Genomic DNA, 20,418 nt, shown 5'->3' with positions numbered 1-20,418 from the left:
ACTCTGGAGACTAGCAATGGGTCAGAAAGTACATCCTAATGGTATTCGCCTGGGTATTGTAAAACCATGGAACTCTACCTGGTTTGCGAACACCAAAGAATTCGCTGACAACCTGGACAGCGACTTTAAAGTACGTCAGTACCTGACTAAGGAACTGGCTAAGGCGTCTGTATCTCGTATCGTTATCGAGCGTCCGGCTAAGAGCATCCGTGTGACCATTCACACCGCTCGTCCTGGCATCGTGATCGGTAAGAAAGGTGAAGACGTAGAAAAACTGCGCACGGTCGTGGCGAAAATCGCTGGCGTACCTGCACAGATCAATATCGCCGAAGTCCGTAAACCGGAACTGGACGCTAAACTGGTTGCTGACAGCATCACTTCACAGCTGGAGCGTCGCGTGATGTTCCGTCGTGCTATGAAGCGTGCGGTTCAGAACGCCATGCGTCTGGGCGCGAAGGGTATTAAAGTTGAAGTTAGCGGCCGTCTGGGCGGCGCCGAGATCGCACGTACCGAATGGTATCGTGAAGGTCGCGTGCCGTTGCACACTCTGCGTGCTGACATTGACTACAACACCTCTGAAGCGCACACCACTTATGGTGTAATCGGCGTTAAGGTATGGATCTTCAAAGGCGAGATCCTGGGTGGTATGGCTGCTGTTGAACAACCGGAACCGGCTGCTCAACCTAAAAAGCAGCAGCGTAAAGGCCGTAAGTAAGGAGAGTCGCTATGTTACAACCAAAGCGTACAAAATTCCGTAAAGTGCACAAAGGCCGCAACCGTGGTCTGGCGCAGGGTACGGATGTTAGCTTCGGGACTTTCGGTCTGAAAGCTGTTGGCCGTGGTCGTCTGACTGCCCGTCAGATCGAAGCAGCACGTCGTGCTATGACCCGTGCAGTTAAGCGTCAAGGTAAGATCTGGATCCGTGTATTCCCGGACAAACCGATCACCGAGAAGCCGCTGGAAGTGCGTATGGGTAAAGGTAAGGGTAACGTCGAGTATTGGGTTGCCCTGATCCAGCCTGGTAAAGTCCTGTATGAAATGGACGGCGTACCAGAAGAGCTGGCCCGTGAAGCATTCAAGCTGGCAGCAGCAAAACTGCCTATCAAAACCACCTTTGTAACTAAGACGGTGATGTAATGAAAGCAACAGAGCTGCGTGAAAAAAGCGTTGAAGAGCTGAACACTGAGCTGCTTAATCTGCTGCGTGAGCAATTTAACCTGCGCATGCAGGCAGCATCTGGCCAACTGCAGCAGTCTCATCTGCTGAAGCAGGTTCGCCGTGATGTTGCGCGCGTTAAGACTTTACTGACTGAGAAGGCGGGTTCGTAATGACCGATAAAATCCGTACTCTGCAGGGTCGTGTCGTTAGTGACAAAATGCAGAAATCTGCGGTTGTTGCTATCGAGCGTTTCGTGAAGCATCCAATCTATGGAAAATTCATTAAGCGTACGACTAAGCTGCACATCCATGACGAGAACAACGAATGTGGAATCGGTGACGTGGTAGAAATCCGCGAATGCCGTCCACTGTCCAAGACTAAGTCCTGGACTCTGGTTCGCGTTGTAGAGAAAGCAATTCTGTAATAGAATCTGCCCTCTTTAAAAATCGAATGAACGGCTCGCAAGAGCCGTTCATTTTTTCTACCCATCTGCGAGAACCGGTGTTATAATGCCGCGCCCTCAATTATGGGGCTTTCAATCGACCTGAGGTCTAGGTCCCGAAGTAGTAGTTGACATTAGCGGAGCACTGAAATGATCCAAGAACAGACTATGCTGAACGTCGCCGACAACTCCGGTGCACGTCGCGTAATGTGTATCAAGGTTCTGGGTGGCTCGCACCGTCGCTACGCAGGCGTCGGCGACATCATTAAAGTTACCATCAAGGAAGCAATTCCACGTGGTAAAGTTAAAAAAGGTGATGTCCTGAAGGCGGTAGTGGTGCGCACCAGGAAGGGTGTTCGTCGCCCGGACGGTTCTGTCATTCGCTTCGATGGTAATGCATGCGTTATTTTAAACAATAACAGTGAGCAGCCTATCGGTACGCGTATTTTTGGGCCGGTAACTCGTGAACTTCGTACTGAAAAGTTCATGAAAATTATCTCTCTGGCACCAGAAGTACTCTAAGGAGCGAACAATGGCAGCTAAAATCCGTCGTAACGACGAAGTTATCGTGTTAACCGGTAAAGATAAAGGTAAGCGCGGTAAAGTTAAGAACGTCCTGTCTTCTGGCAAGGTCATCGTTGAAGGTATCAACCTGGTTAAGAAACATCAGAAGCCTGTTCCGGCTCTGAACCAACCAGGCGGCATCGTTGAAAAAGAAGCTGCTATTCAGGTTTCTAACGTTGCTCTCTTCAATGCGGCAACCGGTAAGGCTGACCGTGTAGGCTTTAGATTCGAAGACGGCAAAAAAGTCCGTTTCTTCAAGTCTAATAGCGAAACTATCAAGTAATTTGGAGTAGTACGATGGCGAAACTGCATGATTACTACAAAGACGAGGTAGTCCAGAAACTCATGAGTGAGTTCGGCTACAATTCTGTCATGCAAGTCCCTCGGGTCGAGAAGATCACCCTGAACATGGGTGTTGGTGAAGCGATCGCTGACAAGAAACTGCTGGATAACGCAGCAGCTGACCTGGCAGCAATCTCCGGTCAAAAACCGTTGATCACCAAAGCACGCAAATCAGTTGCAGGCTTCAAAATCCGTCAGGGCTATCCGATCGGCTGTAAAGTAACTCTGCGTGGCGAACGCATGTGGGAGTTCTTTGAGCGTCTGATCACCATTGCTGTACCGCGTATCCGTGACTTCCGTGGCTTGTCCGCTAAGTCATTCGATGGTCGTGGCAACTACAGCATGGGTGTACGTGAGCAGATCATCTTCCCAGAAATCGACTACGACAAAGTCGATCGCGTTCGTGGTTTGGATATTACCATTACCACTACTGCGAAATCTGATGATGAAGGCCGTGCTCTGCTGGCTGCCTTTGACTTCCCGTTCCGTAAGTAAGGTAGGGTTACTTAATGGCTAAGCAATCTATGAAAGCACGCGAAGTTAAGCGTGTGAAATTAGCAGACAAATTCTTCGCAAAACGCGCTGAACTGAAAGCGATCATTTCTGATGTGAACGCTTCCGACGAAGACCGTTGGGATGCCGTTCTCAAGCTGCAGAGTCTGCCGCGTGATTCCAGCCCTTCACGTCAGCGTAACCGCTGCCGTCAAACAGGTCGTCCGCACGGTTTCCTGCGGAAGTTTGGGTTGAGCCGTATCAAGGTCCGTGAAGCCGCAATGCGCGGTGAAATCCCGGGTCTGAAAAAGGCTAGCTGGTAATTGTCACCAATTGAATCACGGGAGTAACACAGATGAGCATGCAAGATCCGATCGCGGATATGCTGACCCGTATCCGTAACGGTCAGGCCGCGAACAAAGTTGCGGTCACCATGCCCTCCTCCAAGCTGAAATTGGCAATTGCCAACGTGCTGAAGGAAGAAGGCTTTATTGAAGATTTTAAAATCGAAGGCGACATCAAGCTGGAACTGGAACTGACTCTTAAGTATTTCCAGGGTAAAGCTGTTGTAGAAAGCATTCAGCGAGTAAGCCGTCCCGGCCTGCGCATCTATAAGAAAAAAGATGAGCTGCCAAAGGTAATGGCTGGTATGGGTATCGCTGTCATTTCTACATCGAAAGGTGTCATGACTGATCGTGCAGCGCGCCAGGCTGGTCTTGGTGGCGAAATTATCTGCTACGTAGCGTAATCGGAGGAATAAAATGTCTCGTGTTGCTAAAGCACCTGTCGTTATTCCTGCCGGCGTAGAGGTAAAACTCAACGGTCAGGTAATTTCGATTAAAGGTAAAAACGGCGAGCTGACTCGTACTATCAATGATGCTGTTGAAGTTAAGCATGCTGACAACGCTCTGACTTTCGCTCCGCGCGAAGGTTTCGTTGACGGCTGGGCGCAGGCGGGTACTTCTCGCGCGCTGCTGAACGCAATGGTTATCGGTGTTACCGAAGGCTTCACTAAGAAGCTGCAGCTGGTTGGTGTTGGTTATCGTGCTGCCGTAAAAGGCAACGTAGTTAACCTGTCTCTGGGCTTTTCTCATCCAGTTGATCACCAGCTGCCCGCGGGTATCACTGCAGAGTGTCCGACTCAGACTGAAATCGTGCTGAAAGGCGCTGATAAGCAGGTGATCGGCCAGGTTGCAGCTGACTTGCGCGCCTACCGTCGTCCTGAGCCTTATAAAGGCAAGGGTGTCCGTTACGCCGACGAAGTCGTGCGTACCAAAGAGGCTAAGAAGAAGTAAGGTAACACTATGGATAAGAAATCTGCTCGTATCCGTCGTGCGACCCGTGCACGTCGCAAGCTCAAAGAGCTGGGTGCTACTCGCCTGGTGGTACATCGTACCCCGCGTCACATTTACGCACAGGTAATCGCCCCGAACGGTTCCGAAGTTCTGGTTGCTGCTTCTACTGTAGAAAAAGCTATCACTGAACAACTGAAGTTTACCGGTAATAAAGAAGCCGCAGCTGCTGTAGGTAAAGCTATTGCAGAACGCGCAATCGAAAAAGGCATCACTGGTGTTTCTTTCGACCGTTCCGGTTTCCAATATCATGGTCGCGTCCAGGCACTGGCAGATGCTGCCCGTGAAGCTGGCCTTCAGTTCTAAGGTAGAGGTCTAAGATGGCACACATCGAGAAACAAGCTGGCGAACTGCAGGAAAAACTGATCGCGGTAAACCGTGTATCTAAAACTGTAAAAGGTGGTCGTATTTTCTCCTTCACCGCACTGACTGTAGTGGGTGATGGTAACGGCCGCGTTGGTTTTGGTTACGGTAAAGCGCGTGAAGTTCCAGCAGCGATCCAGAAAGCGATGGAGAAAGCCCGTCGCAATATGGTTAATGTCGCGCTGATCAACGGCACCCTGCAGCACCCTGTTAAAGGTGCGCACACTGGGTCCCGTGTGTTCATGCAGCCGGCTTCAGAAGGTACCGGTATCATCGCCGGTGGTGCAATGCGCGCCGTTCTGGAAGTCGCTGGAGTACATAACGTTCTGGCAAAAGCCTATGGTTCCACCAACCCGATTAACGTGGTTCGTGCAACTATTGACGGTCTGGGCAATATGAAGTCTCCGGAAATGGTCGCTGCTAAGCGTGGTAAATCCGTTGAAGAAATTCTGGGGTAATCACGATGGCTAACACTATTAAAATCACCCAAACCCGTAGTTCAATCGGCCGCTTGCCTAAGCATAAAGCCACTCTGGTTGGCCTGGGTCTGCGTCGTATTGGTCATACCGTAGAGCGTGAAGATACGCCAGCTGTACGCGGTATGGTCAACGCGGTTTCCTACATGGTTAAAGTGGAGGAGTAAGAGATGCGTTTAAATACTCTGTCTCCGGCCGAAGGGTCTAAGCACGCTACCAAGCGTCTGGGTCGTGGTATCGGTTCTGGCCTCGGAAAAACCGGTGGTCGTGGTCACAAAGGTCAGAACTCTCGTTCTGGCGGTGGCGTACGTCGCGGTTTCGAAGGTGGTCAGATGCCTCTGTACCGTCGTCTGCCGAAGTTCGGTTTCACCTCTCGCAAAGCAATGATCACCACAGAGATTCGTCTGTCTGATCTGGCGAAAGTTGAAGGCGGTATCGTCGACCTGAACGCGCTGAAAGCAGCCAACATTGTCGGTGTTCAGATTGAATTCGTTAAAGTAATTCTTTCTGGTGAAGTTTCTGCACCGGTAACGGTTCGCGGCCTGCGTGTCACCAAAGGTGCTCGTGCTGCAATCGAAGCTGCTGGCGGTAAAATCGAGGAATAAGTAGCAGATGGCTAAACAACCGGGATTAGATTTTCAAAGTGCCAAAGGTGGCTTTGGTGAACTGAAACGCAGACTGCTGTTTGTAATCGGTGCACTGATTGTCTTCCGTATTGGCTCTTTTATTCCGATCCCTGGTATTGATGCCACTGTACTTGCCAAACTGCTTGAGCAACAGCGTGGCACCATCATTGAAATGTTTAACATGTTCTCTGGTGGTGCTCTCAGCCGTGCTTCTATCTTTGCTCTGGGTATCATGCCGTATATTTCGGCATCGATTATTATCCAGCTGTTAACGGTGGTTCATCCCGCGTTAGCTGAAATTAAGAAAGAAGGGGAGGCTGGCCGTCGTAAGATTAGCCAGTACACCCGTTACGGTACGTTGGTATTGGCCATATTCCAGTCAATCGGTATTGCTACCGGTTTACCGAATATGCCTGGTATGCAAGGCCTGGTAATGAATCCAGGCTTTGCATTCTATTTTACCGCTGTTGTGAGTCTGGTTACCGGGACAATGTTCCTGATGTGGCTGGGCGAACAGATAACTGAGCGTGGTATCGGTAACGGTATTTCAATCATTATCTTCGCAGGTATTGTTGCGGGTCTTCCGCCGGCCATTGGCCATACCATCGAGCAAGCGCGGCAAGGTGACCTGCACTTCCTTCTGTTGCTGTTGGTTGCAGTTCTCGTATTTGCAGTGACCTTTTTTGTTATTTTCGTTGAGCGTGGTCAACGCCGCATTGTGGTGAACTATGCCAAACGTCAACAAGGTCGCCGTGTATACGCTGCACAGAGCACACATTTACCGTTGAAAGTGAATATGGCAGGGGTTATCCCGGCAATCTTCGCTTCCAGCATTATTCTGTTCCCGGCAACGATTGCATCGTGGTTCGGGGGCGGTACCGGTTGGAACTGGCTGACAACAATTTCGATGTATTTGCAGCCAGGACAGCCGCTTTATGTGCTACTCTATGCGACTGCTATCATCTTCTTCTGTTTCTTCTACACGGCGTTGGTTTTCAACCCGCGTGAAACAGCAGATAACCTGAAGAAGTCTGGTGCATTCGTACCGGGAATTCGTCCGGGAGAGCAAACGGCGAAGTATATTGATAAAGTAATGACGCGGTTAACCTTAATCGGTGCCCTCTACATTACCTTTATCTGCCTTATCCCGGAGTTCATGCGTGATGCGATGAAAGTTCCTTTCTACTTTGGCGGTACATCACTGCTCATCGTAGTGGTCGTCATCATGGACTTTATGGCTCAAGTGCAAACTCTGATGATGTCAAGTCAGTACGAGTCTGCATTGAAGAAAGCTAACCTGAAGGGCTACGGCCGTTAATTCAGGTGGTTGAGAAGTTACGGAGAGTAAAAATGAAAGTTCGTGCTTCCGTCAAGAAATTATGTCGTAACTGCAAAATCATTCGCCGCGACGGTGTCGTTCGTGTGATCTGCAGCGCCGAGCCAAAGCATAAACAGCGCCAAGGCTGATTTTCACATATTTTTCTTGCAAAGTCGGGTTGAGCTGGCTAGATTAGCCAGCCAATCTTTTGTATGTCTGTACGTTTCCATTTGAGTATCCTGAAAACGGGCTTTTCGGCATGGTACGTACATATTAAATAGTAGGAGTGCATAGTGGCCCGTATAGCAGGCATTAACATTCCTGATCAGAAACATACCGTTATCGCTTTAACCTCGATTTTCGGTATTGGTAAGACTCGTTCGAAAGCCATCTGCGCTTCAACGGGCATTGCTGAAAATGTTAAGATCAGTGAGCTGTCTGAAGAACAAATTGATCAGCTGCGTGATGCAGTTGCTAAATTCGTTGTAGAAGGTGATCTGCGCCGTGAAATCACCCTGAGCATCAAGCGTCTTATGGACCTTGGTTGCTACCGTGGTTTGCGCCATCGTCGTGGTCTTCCGGTTCGCGGTCAGCGCACCAAGACCAACGCACGTACCCGTAAGGGTCCGCGTAAACCGATCAAGAAATAATCGGGGTGAGTAAATAATGGCAAAGGCACCAGTTCGTGCACGTAAGCGTGTAAGAAAACAAGTCTCAGATGGCGTGGCTCATGTCCATGCTTCTTTTAACAACACAATCGTTACCATTACTGATCGTCAGGGTAACGCACTGGGTTGGGCAACCGCCGGTGGTTCCGGTTTCCGCGGTTCACGTAAATCCACTCCGTTTGCTGCTCAGGTCGCTGCAGAGCGCTGTGCAGAAGCGGTAAAAGATTACGGTATTAAGAACCTGGAAGTTATGGTTAAGGGTCCGGGTCCGGGTCGCGAATCAACAATTCGTGCACTGAACGCCGCTGGTTTCCGCATCACGAATATTACTGATGTGACTCCGATCCCTCATAACGGTTGTCGTCCGCCGAAAAAACGTCGCGTATAACGCCCCGTTTTTTAGGATAGTTGGAGAAAGAAAATGGCAAGATATTTGGGTCCTAAGCTCAAGCTGAGCCGTCGTGAGGGCACTGACTTATTCCTTAAGTCTGGCGTTCGCGCGATTGATTCCAAGTGTAAAATTGAACAAGCTCCTGGTCAGCACGGTGCGCGTAAGCCACGTCTGTCTGACTACGGCGGCCAGTTACGTGAAAAGCAAAAAGTTCGTCGTATGTACGGTGTTCTTGAGCGTCAGTTCCGTAACTATTACAAAGAAGCAGCACGTCTGAAAGGCAACACCGGTGAAAACCTGTTGGCTCTGCTGGAAGGCCGTCTGGACAATGTCGTTTATCGTATGGGCTTTGGTGCCACGCGTGCGGAAGCACGTCAGCTGGTGAGCCATAAGTCTGTTCTGGTAAATGGTCGCGTTGTTAACATCGCTTCTTATCAGGTATCTCCGAATGATGTCGTTAGCATCCGTGAGAAAGCCAAAAAGCAATCTCGCGTGAAGGCCGCTCTGGAGCTGGCTGAGCAGCGTGAAAAGCCAACCTGGCTGGAAGTTGATGCAGCTAAGATGGAAGGTGTGTTCAAACGTATTCCTGAACGTACCGATCTGTCTGCGGACATTAACGAACACCTGATCGTCGAGCTTTACTCCAAGTAAAGCTTAGTACCAAAGAGAGGACACAATGCAGGGTTCTGTGACAGAGTTTCTAAAACCGCGCCTGGTAGATATCGAGCAAGTGAGTTCGACGCACGCCAAGGTGACCCTTGAGCCTTTAGAGCGTGGCTTTGGCCATACTCTTGGTAACGCGCTGCGCCGTATTCTGCTTTCATCAATGCCGGGTTGCGCGGTGACCGAGGTTGAAATTGATGGTGTACTGCATGAGTACAGCACCAAAGAGGGTGTACAGGAAGATATCCTGGAAATCCTGCTCAACCTTAAAGGTTTGGCGGTAAGAGTTCAGGGCAAAGATGAAGTTATTCTTACCTTGAATAAATCTGGCATTGGCCCTGTGACTGCAGCCGACATTACCCATGATGGTGATGTCGAAATCGTCAAGCCGCAGCATGTGATCTGCCATCTGACCGATGAAAATGCATCTATTAGCATGCGTATCAAAGTTCAGCGTGGTCGTGGTTATGTGCCGGCTTCTGCCCGAATTCATTCGGAAGAAGATGAGCGCCCAATCGGCCGTCTGTTAGTTGACGCTTGCTACAGCCCTGTAGACCGTATCGCCTACAATGTTGAAGCAGCGCGTGTAGAGCAGCGCACCGACCTGGACAAGCTGGTCATCGAAATGGAAACCAACGGCACAATCGATCCTGAAGAGGCGATTCGTCGTGCGGCAACCATCCTGGCAGAACAACTGGAAGCTTTCGTTGACTTACGTGATGTACGTCAGCCGGAAGTGAAAGAAGAGAAACCAGAATTCGATCCGATCCTGCTGCGCCCTGTTGACGATCTGGAATTGACTGTCCGCTCTGCTAACTGCCTTAAGGCAGAAGCTATCCACTACATCGGTGATCTGGTACAGCGTACTGAGGTTGAGCTGCTTAAAACGCCTAACCTTGGTAAAAAATCTCTTACCGAGATTAAAGATGTGCTGGCCTCACGTGGTCTGTCTCTGGGCATGCGCCTGGAAAACTGGCCACCGGCAAGCATTGCTGATGAATAACCCGATCACAGGTTAAGGTTTCACTGAGAAGGATAAGGTCATGCGCCATCGTAAGAGTGGTCGTCAACTGAACCGCAACAGCAGCCATCGTCAGGCTATGTTCCGCAACATGGCTGGCTCTCTGGTTCGTCATGAGATCATTAAGACGACTCTGCCGAAAGCCAAAGAGTTGCGCCGCGTAGTTGAGCCGCTGATTACTCTTGCCAAGACCGACAGCGTAGCTAATCGTCGTCTGGCATTCGCCCGCACTCGTGATAACGAGATCGTGGCAAAACTGTTTAATGAGTTAGGCCCGCGTTTCGCGAGCCGTGCAGGTGGTTACACTCGCATTCTGAAGTGTGGCTTCCGCGCTGGTGACAACGCTCCGATGGCATACATCGAGCTGGTTGATCGTCCAGAAGCTCAAGCAGAAGCTGCGGCAGAGTAATCTGTTGCAACGTGAAAAACCCGCTTCGGCGGGTTTTTTATTGTCTGCAGTTCCGCGTCTGCTACGCTTGTCATGTTATGAAGGAGGCGAACAATGTGGTTAATTGATCAGCTTGTTGAACAGCATATCAAAGCGGCGCAGGAGAAAGGCGAGCTAAGTAACCTGCCGGGTGAAGGTGCGCCGCTGCAACTTGAAGACGACAGTCAGGTTCCACCTGAGCTGCGTGCAGGATTTCGACTGTTAAAAAATGCAGGCTTCCTGCCCCCGGAGCTCGAACTCCGGCGCGAAGCGCTGCAGGTCAGCGATCTGTTACACCATTTAGATCCTGACGATCCTGAGCGACTGATTCAGACACAACGGCTGCTGCTGCTGAAGGTTAAACTTCGTCAGGCCGGCATGAGCACAGATTTTCTGGATGGGGAATATGGCCGCGCAATTAAGCGCAAAATTTCGCCAGATTAGCATGTTTTATGTCGTCAGCATCCGCGTATAATAGTGGCTGCTGCATCTTTAACAGCCTTATTTCTATCAACGACACGGAGAAATTATGTCCAGTTATCGCCATACGAAAGGGCAAATACAGGATAACGCCTTACAGGCATTGTTACACGATCCTCTCTTCAGACAGCGGGTCGAACAGAAACAAAAAGGGAAGGGCAGTTTCAAACGTAAAGCAAAACATGGAAAAGGAAAAGACTGGGAGGCCAGTGATAAGCAAGCCGTTTATCACTGGCCTTCTGCTTTTTGGGCACAAAAAAGCCGCGTTGAAGCGGCTTCGTCGTTTAAATTTTCGTGTTTTGTTGTTTAAGTAAGTCGCGAATTTCGGTCAGAAGCAGTTCTTCGTTTGTAGGTTTGGGGGCCGGTTTTTCCACTTCTTTCTTTTTATACAGTTTGTTCATCAACTTGATTGCCATGAAGATAGCAAAAGCAACAATGATGAAATCAAATACGGTTTGCAGGAAAACACCATATTCCATGACGACAGCGGGCGCATTACCTACGGCGGGTTTAAGCACCCAACTAAACGATTTGAAATCAACGCCGCCAATCAGCAAACCCAAAGGTGGCATAATGATGTTCGCCACCAATGATGAAACAATTTTACCAAATGCCGCACCAATGATGACACCGACTGCCAGGTCAACCACATTGCCGCGCATCGCAAAATCACGAAACTCTTTGAATAAACTCATACTTCTCTCCTTGCCTTAGCCAATGCCATAAAGTTTAACAAAGCTTGCCATATTTGCCATTGCTGCGAACAATTTGCTAAATGATGTCAGACACAGCCCTGAATTTTTTACAGGAAGAACGGACTTGGCTGAAACAGGCGTTCGACGTCCGGTACAAATTTCTTATCGGTTAAAAACATGACGACGTGGTCGCCCTGTTCAATACGCAGGTTGTCATTCGCTATCATCACATCATCGCCGCGAACCACCGCACCAATCAATGTGCCTGGTGGAAGCTTGATATCATCAATTGACCGTCCCACCACGCGTGAGGTGGTTTCATCACCGTGCGCAATGGCTTCAATGGCTTCGGCAATACCGCGGCGTAAAGACGAAACGCCTACAATGTCCGCTTTGCGCACGTGCCCTAACAGGGCTGAAATCGTGGCCTGCTGTGGCGAAATGGCAATATCAATTACGCTGCCCTGGACCAGATCGACGTAAGCCCGTCGTTGTATCAGCACCATGACTTTCTTGGCACCCATTTTTTTAGCCAGCATGGCCGACATAATATTCGCTTCGTCATCGTTGGTGACGGCAATGAATAAGTCGACCTGCTCGATGTGCTCTTCCGCCAGCAGCTCCTGATCGGACGCATCACCATAGAACACCACTGTATCATGTAACTGTTCTGCCAGCTCGGCAGCACGCTGAGGATTACGCTCAATGAGTTTGACGCTGTAATTTTTCTCAAGCCGCTGCGCCAGGCCAAAACCAATATTTCCGCCGCCCACCAACATGATGCGTTTATAGGGTTTTTCCAGCCGCTGCATTTCACTCATGACTGCACGAATATGCTGGCTTGCGGCAATGAAAAAGACCTCATCCCCTGCTTCAATAATGGTGGATCCCTGTGGACGGATAGGGCGATCCTGACGGAAGATTGCCGCCACGCGCGTATCGATATGTGGCATATGGTCCCGCAGGATCGACAGCGGATTGCCTACGAGCGGACCGCCATAATAGGCTTTGACAACGGCAAGACTGACCTTACCTTCGGCAAAGTTAACGACCTGCAGTGCACCAGGATACTGAATCAGACGATATATGTTGTCGATGACCAGTTGCTCAGGCGAAATCAAATGATCGATGGGCACGGCTTCAGGAATAAACAGTTTATCGGCGTCGCGCAGATAGTCCGCCGCACGGATACGGGCGATGCGATTTGGCGTGTTGAAAAGCGAATAAGCGATTTGGCAGGCAATCATATTGGTTTCATCCGAGCTGGTCACGGCAACCAGCATATCGGCATCCTCTGCACCGGCCTCACGGAGAATACGTGGGTGAGAACCATGGCCCTGCACGACACGTAAATCAAATTTGTCCTGCAGTTGGCGTAACCGCGTTGAGTCTGTATCCACAACGGTAATATCGTTATTTTCACCAACCAGGTTTTCTGCCAGTGTGCCGCCGACCTGACCAGCACCAAGAATTATGATTTTCATCGCTTATCAATGCCTTTTCAGAGTGGACCCGTGCGTTTCACCAGCTTAGCGTAGAAAAAACCATCTCCGCCTTCTGCCTCGGGAAAGACCTGCCAACCGTTCAGGGGCGCGCCGGACAATGAAACCGCTTCCGCATCAGCGTGACGCTCGATGAACTCGCTGATTTGCCGCTGGTTCTCGTCCGGTAAGACAGAGCAGGTTGCATAGATCATCGTACCGCCGGGTTTGAGCAGCGGCCAGGTCGCATCCAGAATTTCACGTTGTAATGCGGCCAGCTCTGCAATGTCGCGATCGCGACGTAACCACTTAATGTCGGGATGCCGGCGGATAACGCCGGTCGCTGAGCAGGGCGCATCCAGCAAAATGCGGTCAAACTGACGTTGGTCGCACCACTGCTGCGGCGTGCGCCCATCTCCCTGTTTTACCTCGGCGGTCATCCCCAGACGAGTCAGATTTTCATTCACGCGTTTCAGTCGTTGGGCATCAACATCGACAGCAAGCACCTGTGCCTCGGGAGCAATCTCCAGAATGTGGGTCGTTTTCCCTCCCGGCGCCGCGCAGAGATCCAGAATCTGCTCACCGTTTTTTGGCTCAAGCAGAAGCGCACAGCGTTGAGCGGAGAGATCCTGTACCGTAAACCAGCCTTGCTCAAAGCCAGGCAGCAGAGTAACCGGTGCAGGCGCCGCAAGACGCAGCGCTTCTGGCACATCTTGGGCGACAGCAGCACTCTTCTCCTCTGCGGTGAGGCGCGCCAGCCAGCTGTCACGTGAATGATGTTGGCGATTAACACGCAACCACATCGGTGGTCGCTGGTTGTTTGCCTCAACAATTTGCTGCCACTGCTCTGGCCATGCCTGCTGAAGCCGGTTCAGTAACCAGCCCGGATGAAGATGACGCTGAGGACCATCCTGAATACTGGCAAGAAGGGCTTCCTGCTGACGCTGGAACTGGCGCAAGACGCCATTGATTAATCCTTTCAGGTTTGCGCGTTTCAGCACCTCCGCCCCGGCCACTGTCTCCGCTAATGCTGCATGAGCGGGCACGCGTGTATAAAGTAGCTGATATAAGCCCACCATAATCAGGAAATGCAGCGTACGCTGCTTACCCGTTAAGGGACGTTCCATCAGTTTGCCGATCAGCGCTTCTAGCTGCGGTAACGTGCGCAGTACACCAAAGCAGATCTCTTGTACCAGGGCAGCATCTTTATCTGAGAGTTTTTTCTGTGCCGCGGGCAAGGCGGTATTGAGTGATTCGCCTTTATCGACAACGCGTTCGATCAGTTGAGCAGACAGGCTACGAAGATTGGTTGATTTAGTCATAAGATAGTGCCATCAAGCAAAAGGCCCGGTTTTGCCGGGCCTGAGGGTCAGTCCAGAAGCGTGCCGGTTTCAAACCATTCGCGACGCGAGTTAAGCAGGTCCTGTGCTGACATCGTTTTTTTACCGGCGGGTTGAAGCTGAAGTAAATTCAGCACGCCGTCGGCAGTGGCAATGTGAATGCCGTGTTTGTCAGCCTGGATAATCTCTCCCGGCTGCTTGTTGACATGAGGTAAGACGCTGGCTTGCCAGACTTTCACCGGCTGGTCATTCACCATAAAGAAGCTTATCGGCCAGGGATTAAAAGCACGAATGCAGCGTTCCAGCTGTTCAGCCGGCAACGTCCAGTTAAGGCGCGCCTCTTCTTTGCTCAGTTTTTCTGCGTAGTTAGCCAGACTTTCATCCTGCTGAACGGCCTGCGCGTTACCGTCACGTAACTGGGATAATGTGGTCATCAACCCTGCCGGACCAAGATCTGCCAGCTTATCGTAAAGCGTTGCGCTGGTGTCTTCAGCGCTAATCGGACAGGCGAGTTTTAACAACATGTCACCCGTATCCAGCCCGACATCCATCTGCATAATGGTCACGCCGGTTTCGCTGTCACCCGCCCAGAGTGCGCGCTGAATAGGCGCGGCGCCACGCCAGCGTGGTAACAGGGAACCGTGCACGTTGATACAACCCAAACGGGGCATCTCAAGCACGGTTTTTGGCAGGATGAGCCCATAAGCGACGACAACCATGACGTCAGCCTGTAAGTCTGCAACCAACTGTTGGTTTTCGGCCGGGCGCAGGGATTGGGGTTGAAATACCGGAATGTTGTGAGCCTGGGCCAATGACTTGACCGGGCTGGCGGTCAACTTATTGCCGCGACCTGCAGGACGATCCGGCTGGGTGAAGACGCCGACAATCTGATGCTCAGAAGCAAGCAGCGCGTCAAGATGACGCGCTGCAAAGTCTGGCGTGCCAGCAAAGATAATTTTAAGCGGAGCAGACACGTTTATCCCTTATTCCGATCTCAGGAAGCCTGAGCATTTTGACGCGCCAGCTTTTCTAACTTTGTTTTAATGCGCTGACGCTTTAAAGGCGAAAGATAATCGATGAACAGCTTACCATCGAGATGGTCGATTTCGTGCTGGATGCAGATAGCAAGAAGATCACCGGTTTCAAGTTCGAAGCTTTTACCCTCGCGGTCCAGTGCACGGACTTTTACCCGCTCGGCACGAGGCACAAAGGCACGTTGCTCAGGAATAGACAGGCAACCTTCTTCGATACCCGTTTCGCCGCTCTTTTCCAGCAGCTCAGGATTGATTAAGACCAGGCGTTCGTCGCGGTTTTCAGAGACATCAATCACAATGATGCGCTGATGAATATCCACCTGCGTCGCGGCAAGGCCGATACCTTCTTCGGAATACATGGTTTCGAACATATCATCGACGATACGCTGAACGTCCGCGTTAACTTCTTTAACAGGCGCGGCAATTTTGCGCAGGCGCTCGTCAGGGAAATGTAATACCTGTAAAACTGACATAAATATCCAGATATAAATTCTAAAAGGGAAAGATTACTTCCTCATATTGTAGACTTTTTACTACCCGATTGACAGCATTCTGCGGAGGGACGCGATGCTTGTCAGAGGGCTTTGAAGATGAGAAAACGGGAGCAATTACTGCGGCTGGGCACTATACCGGGCTTAACCGGCAGGCGTTGGTTAAAGGCGGCACAGCAACTGTCTGAAGGCAAAGATGTTGACGATGTGTTGACCCAGAATGGATTAGAGGTTTCACAGCGCCACCATTACCATCATCTCTCCCCGGGTTGGCTGAAAACGGTAAACAAGTGGCTGTCGCAAAGCCCGTTACATCATTTGATTACCGCCCTTGATCCGCTTTATCCCGCTCAGCTCACTGAAATCAGCTGTTTTCCTCCTTTGCTGTATGTAAAGGGCGATCCTTCCGTTCTGGGTACATCGCAGCTGGCGGTGGTGGGCAGCCGCCAGTGCTCTCACTCCGGTCGTTACTGGTGTGACGTGTTCACACAGGCGTTGTCGCTCAGTGGCTTCACCATCACCAGCGGCCTGGCTCTCGGTATTGATGGTGTTGCACATCGTGCTGCGCTGAACGTGAGGGGGAAAACCGTTGCGGTACTGGGCAGCGGACTGGCCCACCTCTATCCCAGGAGGCATGTTGCGCTGGCTCAGGAAATTGTCGAGCAGGGGGGCGCGGTGATATCCGAGTTTCCGCTTGATGCACTTCCTCTGGCACACCGGTTTCCACGCAGAAACCGGATTATCAGCGGATTAAGCCAGGGCGTGTTAGTCATTGAAGCGTCATTAAAGAGTGGTTCATTAGTCACAGCCCGTTACGCATTAGAGCAAAATCGCGCTGTTTATGCCTTGCCTGGAGCATTGGGCAACAGCGGCAGTGAGGGAACAAACTGGTTGATTCAGCAGGGAGCAATGCTGGTGGCACATCCTAATAACATCATTGAAGATTTACGCGCTATGCTTAACTGGTTACCTGTTACACAATCAGACGAAATTTATTCTGATGCCAGTGACGATGCTCCATTGCCATTTGCCGAGCTGTTGGCTAACGTAGGTGATGAGGTTACACCTGTTGACGTTGTCGCTGAACGTGCCGGCCAACCTGTGCCAGTTATTACAGCTCAGTTGCTGGAACTGGAGTTAGCAGGATGGATCGCAGCTGTACCCGGCGGCTATGTCCGATTGAGGAGGGCATGCCATGTTCGACGTACTCATGTACTTGTTTGAGACCTATATCCACAACGAAGCAGAAATGGGTGTTGATCAGGACAGATTGACAGATGACTTGACGGATGCCGGTTTTCATCGCGAAGACATTTATAACGCGTTGAACTGGTTAGAAAAGTTGGCAGACTACCAGGAAGGTCTGGTCGCACCAATTTTACTGGCAAATGATCCGCTCTCCATGCGCATCTATACAGATGAAGAGAGCAAGCGTTTAGATGCCGAAAGCCGCGGTTTCCTGCTCTTCCTGGAACAAATTCAGGTATTGAGCCTTGAAACACGAGAAATGGTCATTGAACGTGTCATGGCGCTTGATACTCTTGATTTCGATCTTGAGGATCTTAAATGGGTGGTGTTGATGGTGCTTTTTAACATCCCAGGATGTGAAAATGCCTACCAACAAATGGAAGAACTGTTATTCGACGTCAACGAAGGTATGCTGCATTAAATTTCACTGATGCATTATCGTTATGAGTAAAACCGCACTCTTCACTGTGCGTAAACAGGATCCCTGCCCCGCTTGCGGGGCAGAACTTGTTATACGTTCAGGAAAACACGGCCCTTTTTTGGGCTGTGCAAACTACCCTGCCTGCGATTACATTCGGCCCTTGGGCAACCAGGCCGACGGGCACGTTGTGAAAGTTCTGGAAGGTCACGCCTGCCCGCAATGTGGCGCAGATAAAGTATTACGCCAGGGCCGTTTTGGTATGTTCATTGGCTGTAGCCATTATCCAGAATGTGATTACACAGAAACGATCGATAAACCTGATGAGACGACTCTCGATTGCCCGCAGTGTCAGCAGGGTAAACTGGTACAGCGGCGATCGCGCTTTGGTAAAACGTTTCATTCCTGTGATCGCTATCCAGCCTGCCAGTTTGCCGTCAACCTGACACCCGTGGCCGGGCGTTGTCCGCATTGTGAATTTCCACTTTTAGTTGAAAAAAAGACCACGCAAGGCACCCGGCTTTTTTGCGCCAGTAAACGTTGTGGCAAAGCTATCATTGAAGAGACGTAAGACATCATCATGCAAAATCAACCAGTTTCCGGCTCACTCCAGGATTGTGTGAACCATCTGAAGCAACATGCAGTCATTGCTTACCCTACAGAAGCGGTATTCGGCCTGGGCTGCGATCCTGATAATGAATCGGCCGTCATGGCGCTGTTGGCGTTGAAACGGCGGCCCGTGGAAAAAGGATTGATTCTGATAGCGGCCGATTATGGCCAGCTCATGCCCTACGTTTCCGATCACGTGTTAACGGCGATGCAGCGTGAACGTATGTTTGCCTGCTGGCCCGGCCCGGTGACCTTTGTCGTGCCTGCGGCACCGCATACGCCGCGTTGGTTAACCGGACAATTCGATTCTCTGGCTATTCGCGTCAGCGATCATCCTGACGTTCAGGCGTTGTGCCGGGCGTTTGGCAAGCCTCTGGTGTCAACCAGTGCGAATCTTTCAGGGCAGCCGCCCTGTCGCACAGTAGATGAAGTCAAACGGCAGTTTGGTCCGGCGTTCCCCGTGCTCAACGGGAACACGGGAGGCAGGTTAAATCCCTCCGAGATCCGCGACGTCATCAGCGGCAACCAGATACGGCAGGGTTAGCAGATGACACATTTTGCCGTTTTTGGTCACCCAATAAGCCACAGTAAGTCGCCGCAAATCCATCAGGCTTTTGCCAGACAAACGGGGATCACCCTTCAATATGATCGTATTGAAGCGCCTGTGGATAGTTTCCCCGAGGCGGTTACGACGTTTTTTGCCCAAGGCGGAGCGGGCGCAAATATCACGTTACCTTTCAAGCAGCAGGCCTGGGAATATGCCGATCAACTGACCGAGCGGGCTTCTACCTCGGGGGCGGTTAACACGTTGAAAAAGTGCCCGGACGGACAGATTCTTGGCGACAATACGGACGGCATTGGTTTAGTCAGCGATCTTCAGCGTCTGTCGATGATCAAACCAGGCGATCGTGTCTTACTGATGGGGGCTGGTGGGGCAGCGCGTGGCGTTATCCTGCCTCTGCTTTCTCTGGGAACGACGATTACGCTAGTCAACCGCACGGCTGCGAGTGCCCAAAGCATGGCAAAGGCGTTCGGACAGTATGGGGCGGTGAGCGCATGTTCATTTAATGCGCTGAGTGGTAAACAATTTGATTTACTGATTAACGCGACATCGAGTGGCATTAATGGCGATGTGCCGCCATTACCCTCATCATTAATCCATGCTGATTTACACTGCTATGACATGTTTTATCAGAACGGATTAACCGCTTTTCTGCGCTGGTGCCAACAACAGGGTTCATCGCATCTTGCGGATGGATTAGGCATGCTGGTGGGGCAAGCCGCGCATGCATTTCATTTATGGCATGGCATCATGCCGGAAATTGCGCCGGTGATCGCGTCATTGAAAGCGGAGGTGTCGTCGTGAATCAGGCTATCCAGTTTCCAGATCGTGAAACGCTGGATACGACATTAATGGCTGTCTGTTTCCCTGTTTTGGTCAATGGCATGGGGCTAACCTGTGCCATCAGTGTGACGGCTTTACACCAACAATTCGGGGAAGGGGATGCGATGGCACTGTTTCGTGACCATCGCTGGGATTTGGAAGATCAGGCGGAAGACTGTATCCGTAACGATCAGGTCGATAATGAAGGATGGATCTGGCTGTCGCCGGCCAGGTAGTCGTTCTTCCAACTGACATAGTTGCTGGCAGAGTAGAGCAATCCTGCTATTTCTTTTTCATTCAGCGGTCGGATCTGTTTGACCGGACTGCCTACATAAAGATAACCACTTTCCAGCCGCTTACCGGGAGGAACCAGGCTCCCGGCACCAATCAGAACGTCATCCTCAACAATCACGCCATCCAGCACAATTGACCCCATTCCAACCAGTACGCGATTGCCAATAGTACAACCGTGCAGCATGGCTTTATGTCCGACAGTAACATCCTCACCGATCACCAGTGGGAAACCTGCAGGATTAGCATCAGACTTATGGGTAACATGCAGCACGCTACCATCCTGAATATTGGTGCGGGCGCCGATGCGAACCTGGTTCACATCACCACGAATAGCCACCAGAGGCCAGATACCGACATCGTCTTCCATGATTACGTCACCCGCCACAACGCTGGTGGGATCAACCATGACGCGCAGACCCAACTGCGGGAAGAGATGTTTATAAGGACGTAACGCTACAGTCATTGTGCTCTCCTTTACTGTGTTTACCGGCAGCCTGATGCGATTGTGACCAACTGGCAAGGGGATTTTGCGCCGGATCGTTGGTGATCTAATCAATATGAATGTTTTCTCGGCAGTCAGTAAAAAGATCCAAAAAAAGGGTTGTGCAATTAAATCGGATCCCTATAATGCGCCTCCATCG

The 20,418-nt window shown here is 50.9% G+C and carries 35 protein-coding genes; 29 read left to right on the top strand and 6 right to left on the bottom strand.

The genetic code is table 11. From position 1 onward, the window contains the following. The first annotated feature begins 16 nt into the window (after positions 1-16). The 23 genes from rpsC to EL29_RS16230 all read left to right on the top strand — a co-directional run bounded on the left by rpsC (position 17) and on the right by EL29_RS16230 (position 11,093). The gene (gene rpsC / locus EL29_RS16340; RefSeq protein ID WP_006120587.1) at positions 17-715 is read left to right on the top strand and encodes a 30S ribosomal protein S3; all 699 of its coding nucleotides are present in this window, start codon (positions 17-19) and stop codon (positions 713-715) included. An 11-nt stretch (positions 716-726) separates the two neighbouring features. Further along, the gene (rplP, locus tag EL29_RS16335) at positions 727-1,137 is read left to right on the top strand and encodes a 50S ribosomal protein L16 (RefSeq protein WP_002438716.1); all 411 of its coding nucleotides are present in this window, start codon (positions 727-729) and stop codon (positions 1,135-1,137) included. After that, entirely contained in the window at positions 1,137-1,328 is a 192-nt protein-coding gene (rpmC, locus tag EL29_RS16330; protein WP_006120588.1) for a 50S ribosomal protein L29, read from the top strand. Before rplP ends, rpmC begins: the two co-directional genes overlap by 1 nt. Continuing rightward, positions 1,328-1,582 carry a 30S ribosomal protein S17 gene (rpsQ, locus tag EL29_RS16325; RefSeq protein ID WP_006120589.1) on the top strand — a complete coding sequence of 85 codons (255 nt, stop codon included), beginning with the start codon at positions 1,328-1,330 and terminating at the stop codon, positions 1,580-1,582. The genes rpmC and rpsQ overlap by 1 nt, the downstream gene beginning before the upstream one ends. A gap of 168 nt (positions 1,583-1,750) precedes the next feature. Further along, positions 1,751-2,122 (top strand): 50S ribosomal protein L14, encoded by a 372-nt coding sequence (gene rplN / locus EL29_RS16320; RefSeq protein WP_006120590.1) that lies wholly within the window; start codon positions 1,751-1,753, stop codon positions 2,120-2,122. Positions 2,123-2,132: 10 nt separating this feature from the next. Beyond that, the gene (gene rplX / locus EL29_RS16315) at positions 2,133-2,447 is read left to right on the top strand and encodes a 50S ribosomal protein L24 (protein ID WP_003850150.1); all 315 of its coding nucleotides are present in this window, start codon (positions 2,133-2,135) and stop codon (positions 2,445-2,447) included. 14 nt (positions 2,448-2,461) lie between these two features. Further along, positions 2,462-3,001, top strand: a complete 540-nt coding sequence (rplE, locus tag EL29_RS16310; RefSeq protein ID WP_006120591.1) for a 50S ribosomal protein L5 — start codon at positions 2,462-2,464, stop codon at positions 2,999-3,001. A gap of 14 nt (positions 3,002-3,015) precedes the next feature. Then, a complete protein-coding gene (rpsN, locus tag EL29_RS16305) occupies positions 3,016-3,321 on the top strand; it encodes a 30S ribosomal protein S14 (RefSeq protein ID WP_006120592.1) in 306 nt (101 codons plus the stop codon). Between the two features lie 32 nt (positions 3,322-3,353). Beyond that, positions 3,354-3,746: a 30S ribosomal protein S8 gene (gene rpsH / locus EL29_RS16300; protein WP_013027465.1), complete on the top strand. Its 393-nt coding sequence runs from the start codon at positions 3,354-3,356 to the stop codon at positions 3,744-3,746. Between the two features lie 13 nt (positions 3,747-3,759). Then, positions 3,760-4,293 (top strand): 50S ribosomal protein L6, encoded by a 534-nt coding sequence (rplF, locus tag EL29_RS16295; RefSeq protein ID WP_013027464.1) that lies wholly within the window; start codon positions 3,760-3,762, stop codon positions 4,291-4,293. A 9-nt stretch (positions 4,294-4,302) separates the two neighbouring features. Continuing rightward, positions 4,303-4,656 (top strand): 50S ribosomal protein L18, encoded by a 354-nt coding sequence (gene rplR / locus EL29_RS16290; protein ID WP_013027463.1) that lies wholly within the window; start codon positions 4,303-4,305, stop codon positions 4,654-4,656. Positions 4,657-4,670: 14 nt separating this feature from the next. Then, positions 4,671-5,171 (top strand): 30S ribosomal protein S5, encoded by a 501-nt coding sequence (gene rpsE, locus EL29_RS16285; RefSeq protein ID WP_006120595.1) that lies wholly within the window; start codon positions 4,671-4,673, stop codon positions 5,169-5,171. A gap of 5 nt (positions 5,172-5,176) precedes the next feature. Further along, entirely contained in the window at positions 5,177-5,356 is a 180-nt protein-coding gene (gene rpmD, locus EL29_RS16280; protein WP_013027462.1) for a 50S ribosomal protein L30, read from the top strand. A 3-nt stretch (positions 5,357-5,359) separates the two neighbouring features. Beyond that, positions 5,360-5,794 (top strand): 50S ribosomal protein L15, encoded by a 435-nt coding sequence (gene rplO / locus EL29_RS16275; protein ID WP_009087579.1) that lies wholly within the window; start codon positions 5,360-5,362, stop codon positions 5,792-5,794. A 7-nt stretch (positions 5,795-5,801) separates the two neighbouring features. After that, positions 5,802-7,133 carry a preprotein translocase subunit SecY gene (gene secY, locus EL29_RS16270; RefSeq protein WP_013027461.1) on the top strand — a complete coding sequence of 444 codons (1,332 nt, stop codon included), beginning with the start codon at positions 5,802-5,804 and terminating at the stop codon, positions 7,131-7,133. A 32-nt stretch (positions 7,134-7,165) separates the two neighbouring features. Continuing rightward, entirely contained in the window at positions 7,166-7,282 is a 117-nt protein-coding gene (gene rpmJ / locus EL29_RS16265; protein WP_004160566.1) for a 50S ribosomal protein L36, read from the top strand. A gap of 144 nt (positions 7,283-7,426) precedes the next feature. Beyond that, complete coding sequence (rpsM, locus tag EL29_RS16260; RefSeq protein WP_003850176.1) at positions 7,427-7,783, top strand: 30S ribosomal protein S13; 357 nt, start codon at positions 7,427-7,429, stop codon at positions 7,781-7,783. Positions 7,784-7,799: 16 nt separating this feature from the next. After that, positions 7,800-8,189: a 30S ribosomal protein S11 gene (gene rpsK, locus EL29_RS16255; RefSeq protein WP_004160563.1), complete on the top strand. Its 390-nt coding sequence runs from the start codon at positions 7,800-7,802 to the stop codon at positions 8,187-8,189. Positions 8,190-8,222: 33 nt separating this feature from the next. Then, entirely contained in the window at positions 8,223-8,843 is a 621-nt protein-coding gene (gene rpsD / locus EL29_RS16250) for a 30S ribosomal protein S4 (protein ID WP_013027460.1), read from the top strand. 25 nt (positions 8,844-8,868) lie between these two features. Continuing rightward, a complete protein-coding gene (locus tag EL29_RS16245; RefSeq protein WP_007891688.1) occupies positions 8,869-9,858 on the top strand; it encodes a DNA-directed RNA polymerase subunit alpha in 990 nt (329 codons plus the stop codon). 40 nt (positions 9,859-9,898) lie between these two features. Next, positions 9,899-10,285, top strand: coding sequence for a 50S ribosomal protein L17 (gene rplQ, locus EL29_RS16240; protein ID WP_003850180.1), 387 nt, complete (start codon positions 9,899-9,901; stop codon positions 10,283-10,285). Positions 10,286-10,378: 93 nt separating this feature from the next. After that, a complete protein-coding gene (locus EL29_RS16235; protein ID WP_019105358.1) occupies positions 10,379-10,747 on the top strand; it encodes a DnaJ family domain-containing protein in 369 nt (122 codons plus the stop codon). An 85-nt stretch (positions 10,748-10,832) separates the two neighbouring features. Next, the gene (locus tag EL29_RS16230; protein WP_013027458.1) at positions 10,833-11,093 is read left to right on the top strand and encodes an alternative ribosome-rescue factor A; all 261 of its coding nucleotides are present in this window, start codon (positions 10,833-10,835) and stop codon (positions 11,091-11,093) included. Here the strand turns inward: EL29_RS16230 and mscL are convergent. The 5 genes from mscL to def all read right to left on the bottom strand — a co-directional run bounded on the left by mscL (position 11,068) and on the right by def (position 15,806). Next, positions 11,068-11,478, bottom strand: a complete 411-nt coding sequence (mscL, locus tag EL29_RS16225) for a large-conductance mechanosensitive channel protein MscL (protein WP_028715862.1) — start codon at positions 11,476-11,478, stop codon at positions 11,068-11,070. The two genes, EL29_RS16230 and mscL, sit on opposite strands and share 26 nt — an antisense overlap. A 107-nt stretch (positions 11,479-11,585) precedes the next feature. After that, positions 11,586-12,962 carry a Trk system potassium transporter TrkA gene (gene trkA, locus EL29_RS16220; RefSeq protein ID WP_013027456.1) on the bottom strand — a complete coding sequence of 459 codons (1,377 nt, stop codon included), beginning with the start codon at positions 12,960-12,962 and terminating at the stop codon, positions 11,586-11,588. Positions 12,963-12,979: 17 nt separating this feature from the next. Further along, positions 12,980-14,281, bottom strand: a complete 1,302-nt coding sequence (gene rsmB, locus EL29_RS16215) for a 16S rRNA (cytosine(967)-C(5))-methyltransferase RsmB (protein WP_014604875.1) — start codon at positions 14,279-14,281, stop codon at positions 12,980-12,982. A 47-nt stretch (positions 14,282-14,328) separates the two neighbouring features. Beyond that, on the bottom strand, positions 14,329-15,273 hold the full coding sequence (gene fmt / locus EL29_RS16210; RefSeq protein ID WP_014604876.1) for a methionyl-tRNA formyltransferase: 945 nt from the start codon (positions 15,271-15,273) through the stop codon (positions 14,329-14,331). A gap of 20 nt (positions 15,274-15,293) precedes the next feature. Then, positions 15,294-15,806, bottom strand: coding sequence for a peptide deformylase (gene def, locus EL29_RS16205; RefSeq protein ID WP_013027453.1), 513 nt, complete (start codon positions 15,804-15,806; stop codon positions 15,294-15,296). A 117-nt stretch (positions 15,807-15,923) separates the two neighbouring features. On the opposite strand from def, the gene dprA reads away from it, so the two are divergent. Genes dprA through EL29_RS16175 form a run of 6 tightly spaced genes read left to right on the top strand, consistent with a single transcriptional unit; the run spans position 15,924 to position 19,719 of the window. Further along, the gene (gene dprA, locus EL29_RS16200; RefSeq protein ID WP_014594751.1) at positions 15,924-17,048 is read left to right on the top strand and encodes a DNA-protecting protein DprA; all 1,125 of its coding nucleotides are present in this window, start codon (positions 15,924-15,926) and stop codon (positions 17,046-17,048) included. Beyond that, a complete protein-coding gene (gene smg / locus EL29_RS16195; protein WP_013027451.1) occupies positions 17,020-17,493 on the top strand; it encodes a DUF494 family protein Smg in 474 nt (157 codons plus the stop codon). Before dprA ends, smg begins: the two co-directional genes overlap by 29 nt. A 22-nt stretch (positions 17,494-17,515) precedes the next feature. Further along, the gene (locus EL29_RS16190; RefSeq protein WP_014594750.1) at positions 17,516-18,061 is read left to right on the top strand and encodes a DNA topoisomerase family protein; all 546 of its coding nucleotides are present in this window, start codon (positions 17,516-17,518) and stop codon (positions 18,059-18,061) included. 9 nt (positions 18,062-18,070) lie between these two features. Then, positions 18,071-18,643: an L-threonylcarbamoyladenylate synthase type 1 TsaC gene (gene tsaC / locus EL29_RS16185; RefSeq protein ID WP_014594749.1), complete on the top strand. Its 573-nt coding sequence runs from the start codon at positions 18,071-18,073 to the stop codon at positions 18,641-18,643. Positions 18,644-18,646: 3 nt separating this feature from the next. Next, positions 18,647-19,465, top strand: a complete 819-nt coding sequence (gene aroE / locus EL29_RS16180) for a shikimate dehydrogenase (protein WP_028715861.1) — start codon at positions 18,647-18,649, stop codon at positions 19,463-19,465. Further along, positions 19,462-19,719, top strand: coding sequence for a DUF1488 family protein (locus EL29_RS16175; RefSeq protein ID WP_014604878.1), 258 nt, complete (start codon positions 19,462-19,464; stop codon positions 19,717-19,719). Before aroE ends, EL29_RS16175 begins: the two co-directional genes overlap by 4 nt. Here the strand turns inward: EL29_RS16175 and EL29_RS16170 are convergent. Next, positions 19,674-20,240 carry a gamma carbonic anhydrase family protein gene (locus EL29_RS16170; protein ID WP_014604879.1) on the bottom strand — a complete coding sequence of 189 codons (567 nt, stop codon included), beginning with the start codon at positions 20,238-20,240 and terminating at the stop codon, positions 19,674-19,676. The two genes, EL29_RS16175 and EL29_RS16170, sit on opposite strands and share 46 nt — an antisense overlap. Positions 20,241-20,418: the final 178 nt, after the last annotated feature.

The organism is Pantoea ananatis LMG 2665, from assembly GCF_000710035.2.
Lineage (GTDB): Bacteria > Pseudomonadota > Gammaproteobacteria > Enterobacterales > Enterobacteriaceae > Pantoea > Pantoea ananatis.
The sequence above is the reverse complement of the archived record's forward strand: the minus strand, read 5'-3'. Positions and strand labels throughout refer to the sequence as shown.

Bases quoted from the DNA above. Each gene is read 5' to 3' on its own strand.
- rpsC (WP_006120587.1), top strand. From the start codon at position 17: ATGGGTCAGAAAGTACATCCTAATGGTATTCGCCTGGGTATTGTAAAA.
- rplP (WP_002438716.1), top strand. From the start codon at position 727: ATGTTACAACCAAAGCGTACAAAATTCCGTAAAGTGCACAAAGGCCGC.
- rpmC (WP_006120588.1), top strand. From the start codon at position 1,137: ATGAAAGCAACAGAGCTGCGTGAAAAAAGCGTTGAAGAGCTGAACACT.
- rpsQ (WP_006120589.1), top strand. From the start codon at position 1,328: ATGACCGATAAAATCCGTACTCTGCAGGGTCGTGTCGTTAGTGACAAA.
- rplN (WP_006120590.1), top strand. From the start codon at position 1,751: ATGATCCAAGAACAGACTATGCTGAACGTCGCCGACAACTCCGGTGCA.
- rplX (WP_003850150.1), top strand. From the start codon at position 2,133: ATGGCAGCTAAAATCCGTCGTAACGACGAAGTTATCGTGTTAACCGGT.
- rplE (WP_006120591.1), top strand. From the start codon at position 2,462: ATGGCGAAACTGCATGATTACTACAAAGACGAGGTAGTCCAGAAACTC.
- rpsN (WP_006120592.1), top strand. From the start codon at position 3,016: ATGGCTAAGCAATCTATGAAAGCACGCGAAGTTAAGCGTGTGAAATTA.
- rpsH (WP_013027465.1), top strand. From the start codon at position 3,354: ATGAGCATGCAAGATCCGATCGCGGATATGCTGACCCGTATCCGTAAC.
- rplF (WP_013027464.1), top strand. From the start codon at position 3,760: ATGTCTCGTGTTGCTAAAGCACCTGTCGTTATTCCTGCCGGCGTAGAG.
- rplR (WP_013027463.1), top strand. From the start codon at position 4,303: ATGGATAAGAAATCTGCTCGTATCCGTCGTGCGACCCGTGCACGTCGC.
- rpsE (WP_006120595.1), top strand. From the start codon at position 4,671: ATGGCACACATCGAGAAACAAGCTGGCGAACTGCAGGAAAAACTGATC.
- rpmD (WP_013027462.1), top strand. From the start codon at position 5,177: ATGGCTAACACTATTAAAATCACCCAAACCCGTAGTTCAATCGGCCGC.
- rplO (WP_009087579.1), top strand. From the start codon at position 5,360: ATGCGTTTAAATACTCTGTCTCCGGCCGAAGGGTCTAAGCACGCTACC.
- secY (WP_013027461.1), top strand. From the start codon at position 5,802: ATGGCTAAACAACCGGGATTAGATTTTCAAAGTGCCAAAGGTGGCTTT.
- rpmJ (WP_004160566.1), top strand. From the start codon at position 7,166: ATGAAAGTTCGTGCTTCCGTCAAGAAATTATGTCGTAACTGCAAAATC.
- rpsK (WP_004160563.1), top strand. From the start codon at position 7,800: ATGGCAAAGGCACCAGTTCGTGCACGTAAGCGTGTAAGAAAACAAGTC.
- rpsD (WP_013027460.1), top strand. From the start codon at position 8,223: ATGGCAAGATATTTGGGTCCTAAGCTCAAGCTGAGCCGTCGTGAGGGC.
- EL29_RS16245 (WP_007891688.1), top strand. From the start codon at position 8,869: ATGCAGGGTTCTGTGACAGAGTTTCTAAAACCGCGCCTGGTAGATATC.
- rplQ (WP_003850180.1), top strand. From the start codon at position 9,899: ATGCGCCATCGTAAGAGTGGTCGTCAACTGAACCGCAACAGCAGCCAT.
- EL29_RS16235 (WP_019105358.1), top strand. From the start codon at position 10,379: ATGTGGTTAATTGATCAGCTTGTTGAACAGCATATCAAAGCGGCGCAG.
- EL29_RS16230 (WP_013027458.1), top strand. From the start codon at position 10,833: ATGTCCAGTTATCGCCATACGAAAGGGCAAATACAGGATAACGCCTTA.
- mscL (WP_028715862.1), bottom strand. From the start codon at position 11,478: ATGAGTTTATTCAAAGAGTTTCGTGATTTTGCGATGCGCGGCAATGTG.
- trkA (WP_013027456.1), bottom strand. From the start codon at position 12,962: ATGAAAATCATAATTCTTGGTGCTGGTCAGGTCGGCGGCACACTGGCA.
- rsmB (WP_014604875.1), bottom strand. From the start codon at position 14,281: ATGACTAAATCAACCAATCTTCGTAGCCTGTCTGCTCAACTGATCGAA.
- def (WP_013027453.1), bottom strand. From the start codon at position 15,806: ATGTCAGTTTTACAGGTATTACATTTCCCTGACGAGCGCCTGCGCAAA.
- dprA (WP_014594751.1), top strand. From the start codon at position 15,924: ATGAGAAAACGGGAGCAATTACTGCGGCTGGGCACTATACCGGGCTTA.
- smg (WP_013027451.1), top strand. From the start codon at position 17,020: ATGTTCGACGTACTCATGTACTTGTTTGAGACCTATATCCACAACGAA.
- EL29_RS16190 (WP_014594750.1), top strand. From the start codon at position 17,516: ATGAGTAAAACCGCACTCTTCACTGTGCGTAAACAGGATCCCTGCCCC.
- tsaC (WP_014594749.1), top strand. From the start codon at position 18,071: ATGCAAAATCAACCAGTTTCCGGCTCACTCCAGGATTGTGTGAACCAT.
- aroE (WP_028715861.1), top strand. From the start codon at position 18,647: ATGACACATTTTGCCGTTTTTGGTCACCCAATAAGCCACAGTAAGTCG.
- EL29_RS16170 (WP_014604879.1), bottom strand. From the start codon at position 20,240: ATGACTGTAGCGTTACGTCCTTATAAACATCTCTTCCCGCAGTTGGGT.